Annotated in this window: 13 protein-coding genes; 7 read left to right on the top strand and 6 right to left on the bottom strand. The window is 40.2% G+C overall.

All coding sequences use genetic code 11. The annotated features are described in order from the left end of the window. Window positions 1-14 precede the first annotated feature (14 nt). The 3 genes from CH377_RS16765 to CH377_RS16755 all read right to left on the bottom strand — a co-directional run bounded on the left by CH377_RS16765 (window position 15) and on the right by CH377_RS16755 (window position 2,085). Window positions 15-605: a WG repeat-containing protein gene (locus CH377_RS16765; protein ID WP_100724900.1), complete on the bottom strand. Its 591-nt coding sequence runs from the start codon at window positions 603-605 to the stop codon at window positions 15-17. Between the two features lie 15 nt (window positions 606-620). Further along, window positions 621-1,106, bottom strand: coding sequence for a crossover junction endodeoxyribonuclease RuvC (locus tag CH377_RS16760; protein WP_100724899.1), 486 nt, complete (start codon window positions 1,104-1,106; stop codon window positions 621-623). 229 nt (window positions 1,107-1,335) lie between these two features. Further along, window positions 1,336-2,085 (bottom strand): YebC/PmpR family DNA-binding transcriptional regulator, encoded by a 750-nt coding sequence (locus CH377_RS16755; RefSeq protein WP_100724898.1) that lies wholly within the window; start codon window positions 2,083-2,085, stop codon window positions 1,336-1,338. 782 nt (window positions 2,086-2,867) lie between these two features. Between CH377_RS16755 and CH377_RS16750 the strand changes: the two genes are divergently transcribed. Genes CH377_RS16750 through CH377_RS16740 form a run of 3 tightly spaced genes read left to right on the top strand, consistent with a single transcriptional unit; the run spans window position 2,868 to window position 6,439 of the window. Continuing rightward, window positions 2,868-3,596, top strand: a complete 729-nt coding sequence (locus tag CH377_RS16750; protein ID WP_100724897.1) for a LytR/AlgR family response regulator transcription factor — start codon at window positions 2,868-2,870, stop codon at window positions 3,594-3,596. Further along, entirely contained in the window at window positions 3,593-5,002 is a 1,410-nt protein-coding gene (locus tag CH377_RS16745; RefSeq protein WP_100724896.1) for a sensor histidine kinase, read from the top strand. Before CH377_RS16750 ends, CH377_RS16745 begins: the two co-directional genes overlap by 4 nt. 27 nt (window positions 5,003-5,029) lie before the next feature. Next, the gene (locus CH377_RS16740) at window positions 5,030-6,439 is read left to right on the top strand and encodes a pectin acetylesterase-family hydrolase (protein WP_100724895.1); all 1,410 of its coding nucleotides are present in this window, start codon (window positions 5,030-5,032) and stop codon (window positions 6,437-6,439) included. Between the two features lie 52 nt (window positions 6,440-6,491). Here the strand turns inward: CH377_RS16740 and CH377_RS16735 are convergent, their stop codons facing one another. Continuing rightward, window positions 6,492-7,373, bottom strand: coding sequence for a bile acid:sodium symporter family protein (locus CH377_RS16735; RefSeq protein ID WP_100724894.1), 882 nt, complete (start codon window positions 7,371-7,373; stop codon window positions 6,492-6,494). Between the two features lie 549 nt (window positions 7,374-7,922). Beyond that, complete coding sequence (locus CH377_RS16725) at window positions 7,923-9,743, bottom strand: sodium:solute symporter family protein (protein ID WP_207797630.1); 1,821 nt, start codon at window positions 9,741-9,743, stop codon at window positions 7,923-7,925. A 139-nt stretch (window positions 9,744-9,882) separates the two neighbouring features. Here CH377_RS16725 and CH377_RS16720 point away from each other — a divergent pair, with 139 nt between their 5' ends. Genes CH377_RS16720 through CH377_RS16705 form a run of 4 tightly spaced genes read left to right on the top strand, consistent with a single transcriptional unit; the run spans window position 9,883 to window position 15,346 of the window. Next, window positions 9,883-11,106 carry an aspartate kinase gene (locus tag CH377_RS16720; protein WP_100724892.1) on the top strand — a complete coding sequence of 408 codons (1,224 nt, stop codon included), beginning with the start codon at window positions 9,883-9,885 and terminating at the stop codon, window positions 11,104-11,106. Between the two features lie 30 nt (window positions 11,107-11,136). Beyond that, window positions 11,137-12,192 carry a putative peptidyl-prolyl cis-trans isomerase gene (locus CH377_RS16715; RefSeq protein ID WP_100724891.1) on the top strand — a complete coding sequence of 352 codons (1,056 nt, stop codon included), beginning with the start codon at window positions 11,137-11,139 and terminating at the stop codon, window positions 12,190-12,192. Between the two features lie 39 nt (window positions 12,193-12,231). Further along, a complete protein-coding gene (locus tag CH377_RS16710; RefSeq protein ID WP_100724890.1) occupies window positions 12,232-13,791 on the top strand; it encodes a spiro-SPASM protein in 1,560 nt (519 codons plus the stop codon). Next, entirely contained in the window at window positions 13,766-15,346 is a 1,581-nt protein-coding gene (locus CH377_RS16705) for a cytidylyltransferase domain-containing protein (RefSeq protein WP_100724913.1), read from the top strand. The genes CH377_RS16710 and CH377_RS16705 overlap by 26 nt, the downstream gene beginning before the upstream one ends. A gap of 44 nt (window positions 15,347-15,390) precedes the next feature. On the opposite strand, the gene CH377_RS16700 is transcribed toward CH377_RS16705, so the two are convergent. Beyond that, window positions 15,391-17,733 (bottom strand): S8 family serine peptidase, encoded by a 2,343-nt coding sequence (locus CH377_RS16700; protein ID WP_100724889.1) that lies wholly within the window; start codon window positions 17,731-17,733, stop codon window positions 15,391-15,393. Between the last annotated feature and the right edge of the window lie 377 nt (window positions 17,734-18,110).

The following is an 18,110-nucleotide window of genomic DNA, read 5'->3' as shown; positions in this document are numbered from 1 at the left end:
ATTGATCTTAAACTTTAAGGAAGACGGATTTCTTTTTTAACGCCGCCTTTAGATCCCTGTAAAGTTTTAGTTTCAGGATTGATCTCGGAAAGAGAATCATATTCTACCTGAACTATAATCTTACCGGTTTTATCGATCAGCCCGTATTTTCCACCTTCGATAGTAGAATGTTCGCCGTCGCTAACCGACTTACAATCATTACATACGATCGAGAAACCTTCTGTAATCGGAAAAGCAAAATCATAATTAGCAGAAATTACCTTTTTGCAGGATGCATCGAAAAATCCGAATTTAGATCCTTCTACAAATCGAGCTAAACCTTCTGAAAAATAATCCGGCCCATTATCGAAAGTAAATGCATTCAATAAAACCTTGTTTTGAGGATCTATACAAACCCATCCATCTTTACTAAAAGAAAAACCTACGCCATTCTCATTAAAATCATAAGCGAGTGAATACTGAGGAGAGATCTGGACTTTTCCGTCCTGGTCCTTATAACCATAAACACCATTCTCTTCAAAAGCGGTTAATTGTATTTTTTTAGAGCAGAAAGCAAGAATAGGCAAAAAAGCCAAAAGCACCAAGGGGAAAATTTTTCGATCCATAGATCCTCCAATATATCATTTATTTCTAAAAGAGCCGCTCATCGCGAAACCTACATAAGCAGACGCAATAGCATCCCAAGAATCGTCATGCCCAGTTAAATTTTCGAGACCTAAAAGAAGTTTTAATGCAGCTTTAATATCCTTTTTATCTGCAGTCCCGCTGCCTGTAGTGCCTTTTTTAATCTGAGACGCAGTCGGCTCGACTAACGGAATATTATGCTCTCCTAATGTAAGCAAAACAACTCCTCTCGCCTCGTAAACTCTTGCAGCAGTCGTTCTGTTTTTAGCGAAAAACAACTCTTCTACAGAAGCAAGATCAGGATGATACTCATCCAAAATCGCGTCCAACTGCCTTCGAATAGCGATTAAATTGACAGGACTTTTTGTTCCGCTGGGAACTTCTATCGTGCCGTAAGTGAGAACATGAATTACGGACTTATCTTTCTGGAGAACGGAATAACCTAGACGATGCGACCCAGGGTCTATTCCTAAAATTTTCACCAAAAAACTCCTGAGGTAAATTTCTAAATTAGTTGTAGGAGTTCCTACATGGGATGCAGGGCGCCCCCGCCCTGCTTTGGGCGGGGGGAGTGGCCCGTGGGAGAGCCCATTCCCCTCTATCACAAATCCATTAAACCGACAACCTCATTTCCTTTCACAAAACCTTGTTGGAATTCCAACAAAACTCCGCCGATCACCGATCTCAGAGAAGAAGAAGTCGAATAAAATCTCAGCCGAATTCTTTTTCCAATTCCGGAGAAAGTTCGAAGTTTGAGTTCACACCTTGGACATCATCGTGACCTTCTAAGTTATCGATAAGCTTCATTACTTTTTCTGCAACTTCTTTGTCAGAAACTTCTGCACCTACTAAGGCTACGAATTTAATCTCGGATTCTTCCGATTTGATCCCTTTGTCATTCAAAGCCGTTTGGACGGCTTCGTAATCGTCTGGAGAAGTTACTACTCTGAAAACTTCTCCCTCGTTCTGAACGTCTTCTGCACCTGCGCCGACTGCTAATTCAAATAATTCTTCTTCAGAAATTTGATCGGAAGGAATTACGATGATCCCCTTTCTTTCAAAAAGGCGACTAACACTACCTGTAGTAGCCAAAGAACCGCCCAACTTAGTAAGAATACTTTTAATCTCCGGAGTGGTCCTGGTTTTTTTATCTGTGACAGCTTCCACCATTATTGCGGTTCCGCCAGGCCCAAAACATTCATAAAGGCATTCTTCATATACAACGCCTTCTAATTCTCCAGTTCCTTTTTTGATAGCCCTATCGATATTGTCTTTGGGCATGTTGCTGGCCTTCGCCTTCAACACTGCGAGCCTAAGTCTCGGATTGGTATTAATATCCCCTCCGCCCATACGCGCCGCAACAGTGATCTCCTTGACCACCTTAGTGAAAATCGCTCCTCTTTTAGAATCGATAGCGTCTTTTTTGCGTTTAATAGTTGCCCACTTACTATGCCCGGACATCAGATTTCCCCTTATATTTAAGAATAGATCGGTTTAAAAAATATATAAGATCAGAAGTAGGAACGTCGGCCGAAAACCGGTCCCACTTTTTCAACAAAACCCGATTTTTCCAGTCTGTCCATCCTTTTTGGCCTCCCCCATCCCACGAAGAAATCCAAGCCAGAAGCCGAATTCCTCCATCAAACTCTGAACCTTAATTCCCAAACCCAAAAAAGCCTGATCTATATTATAAATTTATAAACCTTTTCAAAAAAAGCCGGGGCGGCCCCCTCGTGACTACCCGATAAGAAGAAAGCGAACTCGAGAAACTCGGGTCGCGCTGCTACGGGTTCGCGCAAAAGCGCTCATCCGGGCAAGCCCGGACTAAAGCCCTTCACATCGCTGCCGCGAATTCTAAGAGAAGGATCTACTGTGAATGAGGACTGTTTTTTTAGAAAAAGATCTCCCCACCCTGCCTTGGGTGGGGGCCGGTACGGTGGTACACGAAAAAAATTTCGATACATCGCCCTTACCACAATCTCCAGCAAAAATCAATCATCTTTCATCCATCTAATCATGTTGGAATTCCCACATGATTTCTACTTGCAAAACAAATATCCAACCTTCTCGACTTCCATCATGTTTCGCATAACGTATGACGGCATGTCACTTAGATTTGTACAAAATATTCAAGTGTTATTAATAACAATTGTTTTACATAAAACGATCCATTCGTCCCCCGATGCTGTCTCTTTGTCCCTAATAAATTGACTAGTTTTAAAACCTGGAGTAAACTCCCGCGTATGCGAATCCTAATCGTAGAAGATGATATATTGTCCTCTCGCTGTTTGGAAATTTTAGCGAAAGAATTTTTGAACGAAAAGATACAAAGTATCCATACAGTTTCCGATCCGGAATCTGCAGCGGAGTTTATACGCAAAAATCCTTTGGATCTATTATTCCTGGATATAAATCTCCAAGGAGAAACCGGCTTTAAACTTTTGGAAATCGAAAGTAGAAGTTTTTTCCAAACGATTATTGTATCTTCTGAAAGGGATAATGCAGTAAAAGCTTTCGAATTTTCAGTGTTGGATTTCCTACCAAAACCGATCACAAGAGAAAGATTCGGGATTTCTATCCAAAGATATCTTTTATCACACCCTAATACATCCCCTCCCAAAGGGATTCCTCTCAAAAAAGAAGAAGGGGTCAATCTTATTGAACCTGGAAATATCATTTTCGCAAGATCAGAAAGAAATTACGCCAGATTATTTACCAAAGATGGAAATGTGGAGAAGGTCAGAAAAACATTGGACCAACTCCAAAAAGATCTGGAAGCACATGGATTTTTCAGAGCCCACAGAAGTTACTTGGTTCAATTGGAAGAAGTCAAAAAGATCTTATTCAAAACACCAACGACCTATAGACTACTGCTCCATACGGATCATAATATTCCCGTTAGTCGATCTCAAGGAAACAAACTTCTCTCATTATTTAAAAATTCAAATCATAAGGTTTTAGGTCTGCCGTGAAACATTTCTACGTTGCCATTCGGTTTCGGACCAAAAACTTTATATTATTTATAAAGAAACATTTTCAGATCTTAAGAGAAGTTAGAAGGAATGAAGAGTTCATCCGGTCCGCCTACTTCGAAGTATATTTAATACTCAGATATCTTTTCCCATTTCTATTTGTAGTTTATATTCCTTTTGCGATTTTGGATTGGACAGACTTTCTAAAAAATTCAGGATATTTCCCTCTTTTAATCTATAACTCAGTCTTTATTCCGGGATGTTTCCTTTTCACTGCTCTTTTAAATTTTCCAATTCTAAAAAGTGAAAACGGAAGAAGATGGCTCACAATAGCTGGAACCTTATTCTTAACCTCCGCTGGAACAGCAATGAACCTGCTCATCTTCCAATTTGGGACGGATATTTCTTTATTCGCATTTACCCAACTTGGCATCGCAGTACTTCTTCGTTATCCTGATAAAACTAAGAAGCTCATCTATTTCACAAATTACGCAGTATTCCTCGCAGCTATGTTCTGGTTAGGAAAGAATTCATCATTTCTTATCCAGAATTTTTTCTTCACAATGGTCATGACTATTTTATTAGATTTGATCAGCTTTCTGACTAAGGTGAATTCATTTCATAAAGAACAATCCATCCGTGATCTAAATAGAAAGTTAGTGATGGAATCGATTAAAAAATCTGAAATTTTAAGAATAGCGATCCACGATCTAAAAAGCCCTGTTACGGGGATCTTAAGTTTGGTAGGCCTTTATACAAGAGAGCCGAGTCATATTTCGCCCACAAATAGGATTATCTCTTCTTATGCAGACCCTCCTGAAATCTTAGAACATATAGATAGAACTTCTCGCAAAATTCTTGAATCTATCGAAGATGTTCTATATCTCGCAAGTTCCGGAGATGCGGAAACAATCGAAAACCAAACCACAAAATTAAACCCGGAGCTATTATTAAAGTCGGTAACCTGCAATCTAAACTTCTTATTCACTTCAAAAAATATAAAGATAGAAGATAAACTTTCAGAGTATAATTTCTATTTCCAAGCGAATCCTCAGATACTGTATAGAGTATTCGATAACCTATTAAGTAACGCCGCCAAATTCTCTCCCGAAAATTCGGAGATCTCTCTCAAAAGTGAACTCATCTCGGAAATGTATGAGAAAATTCTAATCATTAAAATAGAAGATTCAGGACCTGGATTCCAGCCCGAAGACGAAAAAGATATGTTTAGGGAATTCTCCATCCTTTCCGCAAAACCTACAGGAGCCGAATCCTCCAGCGGGATCGGACTCGCATTGGCTAAAAAGTTATTAGATAGAATGGGGATACGTATCCGCTTAGGTAACTCCGAAACACTCGGAGGAGCCCAAGTGATATTAGAATTTCCGCAATCAAAAGCGAAATAGGGAGTTAAGAACTGGAGGCAAATCAAAATGAAAGATGTGAAGAGAATTTGGTTGGGAGGAATAGTACTAGCGTTATCCGTAACGTCATTCTACTGTAGTCCGGACCAAAATACGAACAATACTCAAGACCTGGCTTTATTAGGAGGGCTATTAGAAACCCCGGAGAAGGGAACAGGTAATCTGGCAGGGTTAGACAACACAGATCCAAACGCCCAAAATATTTTGGACGATCTCACGAGTGTTGTCTATGGATCTTACGATGTGGTCTATATTCCGGGTGCTGTATGCGGTAATGGAACACCATACAAAATATTCGTAGATCGTGCAGATGGGATCTTGGACTGGATCTTAGGATATTCCAGCAGACTATTGGTTTACATGGAACCGGGAGGGGCCTGTTGGGATTACGAAAGTTGCACTGGACAAACAGGTATCAGGGGAGCAGCCAACCCTAACGGTATTCCTGATAACCATATGAACTTCGGAGCATTTATAGATCCGAATGTTCCTGGCGGAAGTCCGAACGCTGTGATCTCTCCGATCATATTAAGAAACCATCCTACTGGACAAAACGTTAAAACTTCTAATTGGAACAAAGTGTTCATTCCATATTGCACAGGAGATGTGTATGCGGGAAATAAGGTGGCAACTTATTCAGATCCAACCGGACAAAATCCACCAATCACCTATCGTCACGTAGGTGCCAAGAACATGGAACTTGTCATCAATTGGTTAAAGAATAATTTCAATAAACCAAAAGAGATGTTGGTCTCCGGCTGTAGTGCAGGTGGAGCGGGTTCCATGATCAATTATCACTTCATTAGAAAAGCTTTAAGTCCTTCTAAAAGTTATCTATTGAATGATTCGGGCCCGATTTTCCCTGCTCCTGGATTTGGGAACCAATGGCCTTTACAGCAAAAGATCAAAGAGGCTTGGAATACTGAGTATTTTATAAGTAAAGCTCAACCTGATTTTCCTTCCGTAGATATTCGTGCGGATTATGGAAAGATCAGCGAAGCCCTTGCTCAAAAGTATCCGAATGATAAATTGGCGATCACTTTATTTAGAAGAGATGCTAATTATTCCATGTATTCTTATGCAAGATTCTACGGATTGGACGAAAACAATCCTGCGGATAAGGAATATATCATTTCCACTCTTTGGGCCCAGGACATTGAGAATTTAAAGGCTCAATACGATAGATATCCGAACCTAGAATATTTTATACCGTATTATAGAAGTATAAACGAAAGCCATTGTACTTCTATCGTAGAATTTACGGGAACGGAGATTGAAAATACCGGAATTACACTCGGGACTTTCATCAATGATTATCTGTTAGGAAGTTCTACTTTCAGAAGTTTCTTTGAAAGTGTGAATCCGAATGATGCAAACGTAACGAATTTCTGGTTCGCGTTAGTTAATCTTCTACTATAATCTCTCTCGGAGAAGGCGGTGATATTACCGCCTTCCTTTTTTCATCCTTCTCTTAAGCTACTTTCTCTTCTTTAAGTGGAACCACATAACCCCAGAAAAGAGCCATTGCAATTCCTGCGATGTACATCCAAATACTGAAGATCGCGGAAGGAAGCGCTACCTTAGGACCAAAAAATTGTATCGCAAGAGTCATACCCAGAGTAGTGTTCTGGATCGCAACTTCGATAGAGATTGTTCTCGCCTGCTTCTCCGCAATCCCTAATAATTTAGGGAAAAAATAACCTGCTATAAATCCGAAAGAGTTATGAAGAATAACAGCAAGTCCAACCAAAAGAACCATCTCAATAAAATTGTCTCTGTTTTTATAAGTTACAAATGCAACTACGAAAACTAAAAACAATATGGAGAATATCTTATAAGGAGTTTCAATCTTTTGAGCGAAATTAGGGAACTTATGTTTTACGGCCATACCTATGGAAATCGGAAGTACTATAATCACTACAACAGTCTTGAGCATCTCTACAAAGGAGATCTGCATTACACTTGCGCCGGTTGGGTCCAATAAGGAACCGAAAAATGTAACTATGATAGGAGTTAGCAAAGGACAAAGAAGTGTAGAAAGTGCTGTGATCACAACTGCAAGAGCGACGTCACCCTTTGCCAGATAATTGATCAAATTGGAAGTAGTTCCGCTAGGACAGGATCCTACAAGAATGACGCCTAACGCAAGTTCGTATTCTAAACCTAAAATCAATACAACAGCGTAAGCAGCCAAAGGCATGATTACAAAATGACCCAAAGTACCGACCAAAGTTTGGAGAGGAGTTGTAAAAATCCGTTTAAAGTCTCCGATTGCTAGCCCGAAACCCATTCCGAGCATTACGATTGCCAAAAGAGCCGGAAGTAGCCCCTTTTCGACTGCACCTAATTGCATGATTCTCTCCTTAACATAACACCTGTTTTATTATTTTTATCTCCGAGAAGAATCTCGGATTTTCTTTCCGGGAACGTATCTTACTGGCCGGAAAGCCCTGAGGTGAAAAGCTTTTTTTCTCTCCGATCTGAACAGGTTTCTAACCCCAAAACCTTAGAATTGTAATCAAATCGCCAAAAGGACCCAATCTGCTATTTCAACTCGGTAAAGGTTCCGAATCCAAACAGACTCATTTAATTTGACATAAAACTAAAGATTATAATGGACTTCATTTCGGAGGAGCAATTTATGCATTCGTAGATCCTTTATATGTATTTTCACTTTCTGAAAATTTGGGTTCCGAATATCTTGTTTTAGATACTAAAGCAGAGATTGATTTTCTAAAAGTTAGTAATCAAGATCTGATAGTGAAAATAGAAGTATTTCCTGAAGATATTAAATCCATCCAAGAAGAATGTAGAATTAAAAAGAAAACAATCCGGATCTATTTTATAGAAGTTTTAGATCCGGCCGAGCACAAAATTGCAATCGTCAAAAAGACTATTTATATTAGGAAACTGAATCCTTCTTTTCCCATAACTTCAAGACTATAAGTCCTGAAATTATTCCGAAGATAAGGAAAACAACTCCTAGGGTATATTTCAATTGTAGAATATACCCTATTCCGAAAAGCCAAGCATATAAGGAGAAGATCGCCAATAACCAGATCCGAATCCTGGAATAGAATTTTTTACGGGCAGAAACCCCACCCCATTTCCCCCAGAATCCGAAAGGTTGTAATTTGGCTACAAATGCATCCAATACTTTATCCGGAACGGGAGCAGTCATAAAGGTTACTAAAATAGAAACGATCACACTTCCTAGAGCGGTAAAGAACAGAAGGTAATCTGCATTTGCATCTGGATATACTTTATATAATATTAATGAAAGAGCTAATGCAGTTCCCATTCCTGACAATTCTGTCCAGGCATTTGTCCTCCACCAGATCCATCTTAAGATCTGTGGCAGCCCCAAACCCGAAGCCATTGCTAAGAAAAATTTCCAAGCGGATGCAATAGAATTCATCTGAGTTGCAACTAAGATCGCGATCCCTGCCATCAAAACCACAGCGATCCTTCCCGCGATGACGGTTTCTTTATTTCCGGCATTCGGTTTTAGAAACCGTAAATATAGATCGTTCACCAGATAACTGGCACCCCAGTTGATATGAGTGTCTGCAGTGGACATAAAAGCTGCCATCAAACTTACGAACACCAATCCCAAACATCCAGCAGGCAAAACGATCTTCATAAGAACAGGATAAGCTATCTCTCTATCTGATTGAACAACTATACCCTCTGCTTGAAATAGATCCGCATCATGTAAAGGGAATACGACTAAACATACAAGTCCCGTTAAAACCCAAGGCCAGGTGCGTAAAATAAAGTTTGCAATATTAAACCAAAGAGAACCTAATTCCGCATCCTTAGGGGTTTTGGCAGTATGTAATCTTTGGGCCAAGTATCCGGATCCATCCGAATGATATTGGATCCACCATTGAACTCCGATAAATATTAGAAAAACTTGAAGAGGAAGTCCATGTTCTTCTTCGCCTATCCTTGGCCAAAAAGAAATGATAGATTCCGATTTTCCCGGATACAATGTTTCTAATTTGGAATATAGTCCTTCTAATCCGCCCACATATTGGATTGCAAAGATCGCAAATACGATTGCACCGCCTATTCCTAAAGCAAATTGGAATAAGTCTGTCAAGATCACACCTTGGATCCCACCCATACTACTATAGAATACTACAACCGAGAAAAGAATAAGGACAGTAAGTGTAGTATTCAAATCTCCTAATATTAAAAAGCTCGGCCAAACATCGGAAATGGATCTGAATACCTCTGCGCCAAGTAATACATTCCAATCCAAAAAAGGAGCGGTAATCTTGGACATTGCCTTAAAGACCCAGCCCAAGATGATGGAATTAAATAGAATACTTAAGAAGAATGCCTTCGAAGCTCTTAGGATTGCCGCACCTGTTCCGGAATATCTTAATTCTACAAATTCTACATCCGTAAGAACTTCTGCCTTTCTCCAGGAAGCTGCAAAGAATACAGTAATGATCAAATAACCGATCGCCCAGCTCCACCAAAGCCAGTTCCCACCTACACCATCCAATGCAACCATTCCGGTGATAACCAATGGAGTATCCGCCGCAAAGGTCGTAGCAACCATAGAAGTTCCGAGCCACCACCAAGGAAGTTTTCTGTCTGCGACGAAGTAGGAACTCAAACTTTCTCCGGCCTTAGAGGAAAGAAGAAGCCCTGCCGAAAAAGCGAAAATGATATAAGCTAAGATTAGATACCAATCGATAGGAGAAAAAATGGGGGCCCCCTTCTCCCAAAGTAGGGAGAACTCTCCATAAAGATCGGCCGACTTTCCTTGAAAACAAGGATTCTTTCCCGCCTTCCGGATTTGATTTATCTTGATCCCCGCCCCGAGCCCAAAAAGATGGTAGGCAGCGATGGCAAACATAATCGTTCAAAAGTACGGGGGAACATCTGTAGGATCTCCTGATCGCATCCGGAACGTAGCCGGTAGAATCAAACGTTATCATGAAGAAGGCAACCATGTTGTCGTAGTCGTTTCGGCAATGGGCCATACGACGGACGAGCTAGTGGATCTGGCCGATAAGATCACCAAAAATCCTCCTAAGAGAGAGATGGACATGTTATTGTCTACAGGAGAGCAAGTTTCTATCGCTCTACTTGCAATGGCTCTTTGGGAAGCAGGAGTTCCTGCAAAATCATTCACAGGTTCTCAGATCAAAATGATCACTGATGGGAACTTCTCCAATGCAAAGATCCAAGGAGTGGATCGTTCCAGAATTGATGCAGCGTTAAACGAAGGGAATGTCGTGATCGTAGCTGGATTCCAAGGGATAGACCAGAATGAGAATATCACTACTCTAGGAAGAGGTGGTTCTGATACTTCTGCGGTAGCGTTAGCTGCTGTACTTGGTGCAAAAGAATGTGAAATTTATACTGATGTGGACGGAGTTTATACTGCGGACCCAAGAGTGGTTCCCCAAGCCACTAAACATTCTCAAATTACTTATGAAGAAATGTTGGAACTCGCAAGCCTTGGCGCTGGGGTTCTTCATTCCAGAAGTGTTGAATTGGGAATGAACTACGATGTGGTAATTCATGTACGTTCCAGCTTTAATAATAATCCGGGGACTTTGGTTGTAAACGAGGACAAAATTATGGAAAAATTGAAAGTAAGCGGAGTGACCGCAAAGAACGACCAAGCCAGAATTACGATCGCAGATGTTCCTGACAAACCAGGACTCGCAGCAGTTCTATTTGGAGACTTAAGCTCTAAAGATATCTTAGTAGATGTGATCGTTCAGTCTTCTCCTTATAATGGAAGAAACACTATCTCTTTCACAGTCCCTAAAAAAGACCTGGTTCAGGCTCTTCCGATCTTGGAATCTTTTTCTAATTCTCAGGGAGCTAAAAAGCCGGAAATCAATGAGGAAATTTCTATCGTTTCTGCGGTAGGGATCGGAATGAAATCCCATGTAGGGGTAGCCGCTCAAATGTTCAAAGCTTTAGCGGAAAAAGAGATCAATATTGAAATGATCTCCACTTCAGAGATCAAAATATCCTGCGTAATCCCAAGAATTCACGCAGAAACTGCCGTAAACAAGATCCACGAAACATTCGGGCTTTCGAAAAACGGTTGAACAAGAGAGGATCGGGAACATCCTTTCCCTGTGTTAGGAATTTTTCCCGAATCCTCAGCCTCATTTTCGCGTAAACTCGCCTTATTCTCCGGTATACTTTCTCTAAGTATATTTACTTCAGAGATCCGTCCCGCCGAGTCCCTAGATAAGATTATCGCTACCGTCGGAAGCCAATCCATTAGCGATTTGGATTTTGATGACGCTCAGGAAAAATACCAAAAACTAACCAAGTACCTCAAAAACGAGGACATGAGAAAATCTCTACGCACTCGTATCATAGATTTTTTGATAGATAGAGCTGTCGTGGATTCAATTGCAGAAGATGAATCCATCCAAGTGAATGAAAAAAGATTAGAGAGTGAGATCGAAAAAAGAATGGAGTTTATGGGGATTACTTCCCGTAAACAATTCGAAAAAGCGGTTGAGTCCAGCTCCGGAATGTCTTACGAACTTTGGTATACGGAACTTCCTTACCAGATCAAAAAAACTCAGTTAATGCAATACAAGGTGCCGAACCATCCGCCTTCCGATAAGGATATCCGCTCCTGGTACGCTCAGAATAGAGAGAAGGTGGGATTCGAAGTTCAATACAGACAGATCGCAATTTCTCCTACTAATGATTCCATCACGGAAGAATCCAGGATCCACAAAGAAGCAACCGAGATCAAAAAGAATGTTCTATCTGATCCAGCATCCTTCAGTTTAATTGCCGGTTCTCCTAGAAATACGGATACAAACTTAAGAGCCAGAAAAGGACTTATGGATTGGGTCTCTTCTTTCGAATTATATAAAACGAATCGTTCCGTTGCTGTGGCATTGTCTAGTGTCCCTGTCGGTTCAGTTTCGGAAGTATTCAGGGACGAAAGAAAACGTTATTGTATCGTTAAGGTAGAAGGTAAAAGGCCGACTCCTTTAGAAAACGTACGCCAAGGGATTATAAATCTTCTTGGTCGTGAAAAAGAAGACGAAAATTTTATAAAATGGGTAAGAGAATCCAGGTCCACTGTGCCGATACAGATCTTCGACGAAGTTTATAAAAAAGAGAATAAGATCCCGGACCAACAAGAAACCTTGAACTTGGATTAAGTCCGGAAATCCAAAACGGAACGGATCCAAGATTAAAATATGAAATATCCTCCCCAAGCTATCGTATTTTATCTAAAAGAAGATCTTATTTCCGTAAAAGGAAATATAGATCAACCGAATCAACTTCGTTATTTAGAACTTACACTTAAGAAACTATCTTCCGTTTTAAAAGGAATCCCTGTATATTCCAATAGAAGAATCTGGACTCCAGAAGAATCCGAAAAGATCGGCACCCAATTAGAATATTCTGATTTTATAATTATAGAATCCGGATCAGAAGCCGAATTTTTCTCCAAGATCTGCGACATTCTTCCTTCTTCCAGAACAGGAGATCCAGAATGGGACGAAACCTGTTTTTTGGTTTTCGATGGATTTGCACCCATGATGGATCCGACACTTACGAAAGAATTGATCCTTCGTCATGAAAAGTATTTGGCCCAGTATTCTTATTCTGAAAATCTTCCTCCTGGTATTGTGCCCAGAGTTCTTTCCAGAGAATTTGTAAGAAGTTTACCTGCAGAATACTCGGGCGGAACCCAAGACTTCTTAGCAAAAAATATAAACCAATTTGATACTGAAATTTTTTATACTTCTCCGGACCTCAGACAATGGAGATTGGACTTCTCTGCAAACAATCCTAGATCTTTCAGACTCTTATCTTCTTTTTTAAAGGAAAAAGAAAACTGGAAGTATGATGAGATCCAATCCTTCCTAATTTCTCGTCCTGAAATATTCCGCTCCGCTCCAAGCTACTACGAGGTAGAATTATACAGAGGTTGCGAATACGAATGTATTTTTTGCCCAAGGCAAAACCTGAAACCGGAAGAAGATAATATAAAATTAGATCCTCAAATTTTAGATAAACTTTTATCTCAGGCGGAAAATCTAGGGCTCCCTTATAGTGTATGTTTTGGTGGATTAGGAGAACCTACACTCCATCCGCAATTTACCGAGCTTGTCCGAAAAACTTTAGCATCCTCCAATCTAAAGGAACTGTTCATAGAATCCGCTTTATACAGTGACCTTTCCGACTTTATCAAATTACTCTCTTCTTTAAAGGAAGAAGAAAAGAAGAAGGTCAGCTTGATCGTAAACCTGACTACCAGAGATAAAAAGGTTTATTCGGCGCTCTATGGAAAGGACAATATGGACAAGGTTTTACAAAATCTGTCGGCGGTTTCCCAAGTATTACCAAAATCATCCATCCATCTTCAATTCCTAAAAATCCAAGAAGTGGATCCTGAATTGGATTCCTGGTACGAGCAGGCCCAAAAAGAGGGATATGAAATCATTTTACAAAAATATAATTCTTATTCGGATGTTCTTCCTCAGCGCAGAGCCTCCGATCTGACACCTTTGGGCAGAGACTTCTGCTGGCATATTTCCAGAGATATATATTTGAACGCAAATGGAGAAGTTTCTATCTGCAAACAAACTCCAGGTTCTAAAAAACATTCCATAGGAAATCTAAACAAGGATTCCTTGGAACAAATTTGGGCAAAAGGAAATCCATTCTTCACTTCTTCCGCGAAAGGAGCACATGAATCTATTCCCGCCCCTTGCCTTTCTTGCGATGAGTGGTATACATTCAACGCCTAATACTAAGATCCGTTCTTTATTCGCTTTTATACAAGCGAGGACTGGATCTACAAGATTCCCTAAAAAAGTAATCCGTCCGATCCCTTATAATTCGGATAGGACGATCTTAGATCATATTCATTCCAGGATTTTGAAGATCCTACCGAATTCCAGGATCATCTATCTGATCCCGGAAGGAGATTCGGAACTGGAATCTTTTTTGAAGAAGAAAGGAATGAATCATTTCTCCGGCCCATTGGAAGATGTTCGCCAAAGATATATTCTTGCTTCTGAAAAATTCGGCGCAGATGCAATCCTAAGACTGACCGGAGACAATCCGTTTTATGATACAACCCACTTGGATCTGCTCATCCAAACATTCATAGAATCAGATTCCGACCTTGCTTATTTTAAGGGATTACCCTTAGGAACAGGAGGAGAAGTTTTTAGAACTTCTGCGCTTCTAAATCTTTCGGACTTACAACAGGAAGAAAGACATAAAGAACATGTAAGCATTCATATCAAAGAAGACCCTAATCAATACAAGATCACTGCAATCCCTAGTTTACTAACAAAGGAAGAAGGGACCAGGTTGTCAAATTTCAGACTGACCGTAGACACTCCCGAAGATTTCGAAACAATCTCAGGTCTACTCTCTAAAAAATCTTTCGAAACCATTGGTAATTTTAATACAAAAGAATTTTTAGAATGGGAAAAGGAAGATCCTACTCTATTCCAAAAAAATCTGGATATTCCTCAGGTAAAATTTAATCTTCCTTCTCCAAACCAAAACACCAAAGGGAAAATCGGAGTATTAGTCGCTCCTGCAAAAGAATTCGGTTCCGGACATTTTTCTAGGACTTCTCTATTATATTCTTTGTTACCATATAGAGGGTGGGAACCTGAATGGATTTCCACATTTCCAAGAGACGGAGAATATGATATTCTTCTAATAGATTATAGAGATATAGGGATCCCGATATCTTACCAAAAAACAAAAGTGCTACTTTTAGATCATTTCGGAGAAGATAAAGAGAAGTATGATTTTTGGGATCTTCTCCCACATCCCCAAAATGATCAGAATTTCCACTGGGAACAGATCTTAATTCCACTCAACTTAATCTCCTCTGCAATCGGCGAAAAAAAAGATCCGGTCAAAGAATATGGGATTTTTTGTTACGCAGGAAACTTAGGAAAAGAAGAATCCGAAAATTTGGATAGATCCTTGATCCAAAATTCTCCTAAAAAAAGAATTAGGATCGGAGGAATCCCTCCGAAAACAAATGAGATAGAATATTTTCCTAGACTTTCAAGAGTTCAATACTTACGGAAATTGAGATCTTCTGAAAAATTTTTGGGGTATTTCGGCCAAAGTGTATTCGAGGCGCTATTCTTAAAAATACCTTCTGCGACTTTTTCTATTTCTCCTATTCACAGAGAACTTTCCTCTATTTTAGAAAAATATAAAATCCCATTCACTGATCTGATTCGAAAAATCGAATTCTCGTTAGGAAGTAAGACTGTCGGAGAAAACGGATATAAACTTTTGTTAGATAAAATAGATTCTATTATTTAATCTATTTTATCTAATTCAACTCAAACCGGAAATTTTACTTAAATCTATAATGTAGATGCAAAGTAGAAACTTCTGATATCCGAATTACCGTTTGCGTCGGTAACTTTCATTTCGAAGGTCCAACCCGGTCCCCACCAATAAGTAGGGGGGCCCCACATATAACCGGAACTATTATATTTCGTAGAGCCGGCAGCACCTGGTAAGCCTCCTTTAACGTAACTCCAAACATAAGGTGGAGTTCCTCCCGTAGCTGTAAATTGATGGCTCCATGGTTGTAAATACATTCCGGCCGAACATGCGGGTTGTCCAGGTGCTCCGCAATTGGATGTGATCTTGGGCGGAGGAAGTTCGGCATTCATCGCAGTTAAGGTGGCGCCTATATTGATCCTTCCACATCCATGCCAATCCGTATTGGTCAGAGCCGTCGCACTATTGCACATTTTTTCTTTCACCATACTAGGATGAAGATCTGGACTTCTAGCCAAGATGATACTCGCAAACGCGGCAACCATAGGAGCCGCCATAGAAGTCCCGTTATAATTTGCATATCCGTTCTCTAAAACGGTGGAATAGACAAAAGTTCCGGGCGCGGAAATATCAACTTTTCCGAAATTTGAGAATGATGCTCTTTGATTATAATTATAGAAGTAATCCAAAGCGCCCACGGAGATTACTTCGTTAAAGCTAGCAGGGTATGCTGCGCGAAACTCCGGAGTGCCCGGATAGGCAGAAATTGATCTGTTTTCGTTCCCGGCGGATGCCACGATCACGATTCGTTTATTATATGCGTAAGAAACTGCATCTCGTTCTGCGGTATTTGTAAACACCTGTAGCTGACAACCTAACATACAATATGTGAAACCTTCTCCACCCAGGCTCATGTTAATCACCTTGGCTCCCCTTCTGGCAGCTTCAAGAATTCCAAGGGCCACTTGTATATCGCTGGTTCTCAAATCGTTTGCTTCCGATGAGTAGGAGAAAACAGGGATAGAAAGAACCTTACTATTCCAATTGATTCCAGCACCTCCAGTGGAATTATTCGCTGTGGCTCCAATAGTCCCCGCAACATGAGTTCCATGAGCCGAACTTCCATAGATTGGTTGTTTCGGAACAAAAATAGGACCATAATCCGGATATGTATAAATGAAAGGCATGGTCCCTACAATTCCTTGGATTTTTATAGGAAGGATAACGGACTTAAAAATTACCGAAGGACCTTGAACAACTCTTCCCTGAAGATCCGGATGCCCGTCGTCCACTCCGGTATCGATTACAGCAATGGTCATATCAGGATCACCTTGGCTAATATCCCAGGCATCATAAGCTCCGATTCGATTTAGATAACGTATCTGCTGCCCGCCATAATTAAGGGAAGCTTCGGGATCATTCGGAGAAGTAACACTGGAATCCACATAATTATTCAAACTAGCCTGTTCCACATTCGGATCAGCGGACAATTGAAACAGAACTTCTAGAATATCCATAGTAGCGCCGAACACCAAAAGATAGGTTCTATCGAATCCTACAGCAGAACTCGCTTCGGGATCCAAATCGCCTAAATTATCGGAAAGAGGATAAATTTCACCGCAGCCATACTTTTTCAGGATCAGATCCGTGGATTCCAATCCGACCCCCATATATCCTTCGGGTTTGAGAATCTTAGTGATTTTAGTTTTGAATTTTACAATGGCAACTCCCTGTGTGAAAGGAAGAGCTAAATTCGATTCTTTTAATGTGATTTGTGGAGCGAAGGCATAACCCGTATCCGGAGAAAATACTAGGGAACTAAAATCGGTTTCCAAAATCAGATTCGTATCCAATCCATTTACCATCTCGAAAGGAGAAGACTGCTTGATGGTAATTTCCTCACTAGATAGAACCACCGGATATTGTTGTCCGGATCGGATCGCAGTACCATTCGTACTTGTAAGTCTCAATTTGATTTGTTTATAAAAGCCGGTTTGCAATCCCATCCGTTTTAAAATCAAAGTAGGACTCTGTTTTGCCTTTAAAAGATCCAATTCGTTAACGAATGTAGTCTGTATCGTGCTAGTTCCCTCAGAGGAAACCAATTCGATTTCTTTCAAAGAGATCTTTAATTGATCCGGTAAAAAATCCACGCGTTCGGAACTTACGGAAAGACTGGCCGAAACCTTGGAAATCGGGCTGGAACCAGAATTGATCTGGTATTCTCCGGATCGGAATTTATCTGCATACATTTCCACAATCTCTGGAGAAGTGCCCGGAAGTTGTGAACCCTGTTGCCCCACGGACAGATTGAATGTTAAAAGGGAATTCAGCCAATTTCCGGAAGATGTCGGCTTATTACAGGAAATAGACAACAACACAGAGGTAAGGATTATTATTCCGATAATTTTTCGATTCATGCTCACCTCGATATTCTAGCCTTCCGATTCCAACAGGGCTTTCTAAGTATATGTATATTAACTATATTTGAGACAAATTCATGGAAGAAAAGACCGTTTTTGAAAGAATGAAGACTAAAAACATACGGTAGACGAAATATTTCGAAATTTTTTTAAAAACCGTATCCCAAATGAGGAACTATGTCTTTATACCGATCGGAAGAGAAAACCCAGATCTAAAAACAAATATTATAATTACGGAATATATATCCTCATATGAATCCAAAATACAACTAAGAATATTTTTAAACTCAGAACATACAAACAATATGTCTGGAGATAGATTTCGTCTAACGTAACTTCGATCACAAAAGAAGAATAAAAAATAATGATACCCA

Source organism: Leptospira haakeii, from assembly GCF_002812045.1.
GTDB classification, from domain to species: domain Bacteria; phylum Spirochaetota; class Leptospiria; order Leptospirales; family Leptospiraceae; genus Leptospira_B; species Leptospira_B haakeii.
Note: the sequence above shows the minus strand (reverse complement) of the source record. Positions and strands in the feature narration are given on the sequence as shown.

Bases quoted from the DNA above. Each gene is read 5' to 3' on its own strand.
- CH377_RS16750 (WP_100724897.1), top strand. From the start codon at position 2,868: ATGCGAATCCTAATCGTAGAAGATGATATATTGTCCTCTCGCTGTTTG.
- CH377_RS16720 (WP_100724892.1), top strand. From the start codon at position 9,883: ATGGCAAACATAATCGTTCAAAAGTACGGGGGAACATCTGTAGGATCT.
- CH377_RS16755 (WP_100724898.1), bottom strand. From the start codon at position 2,085: ATGTCCGGGCATAGTAAGTGGGCAACTATTAAACGCAAAAAAGACGCT.
- CH377_RS16710 (WP_100724890.1), top strand. From the start codon at position 12,232: ATGAAATATCCTCCCCAAGCTATCGTATTTTATCTAAAAGAAGATCTT.
- CH377_RS16735 (WP_100724894.1), bottom strand. From the start codon at position 7,373: ATGCAATTAGGTGCAGTCGAAAAGGGGCTACTTCCGGCTCTTTTGGCA.
- CH377_RS16705 (WP_100724913.1), top strand. From the start codon at position 13,766: ATGAGTGGTATACATTCAACGCCTAATACTAAGATCCGTTCTTTATTC.
- CH377_RS16765 (WP_100724900.1), bottom strand. From the start codon at position 605: ATGGATCGAAAAATTTTCCCCTTGGTGCTTTTGGCTTTTTTGCCTATT.
- CH377_RS16700 (WP_100724889.1), bottom strand. From the start codon at position 17,733: ATGAATCGAAAAATTATCGGAATAATAATCCTTACCTCTGTGTTGTTG.
- CH377_RS16740 (WP_100724895.1), top strand. From the start codon at position 5,030: ATGAAAGATGTGAAGAGAATTTGGTTGGGAGGAATAGTACTAGCGTTA.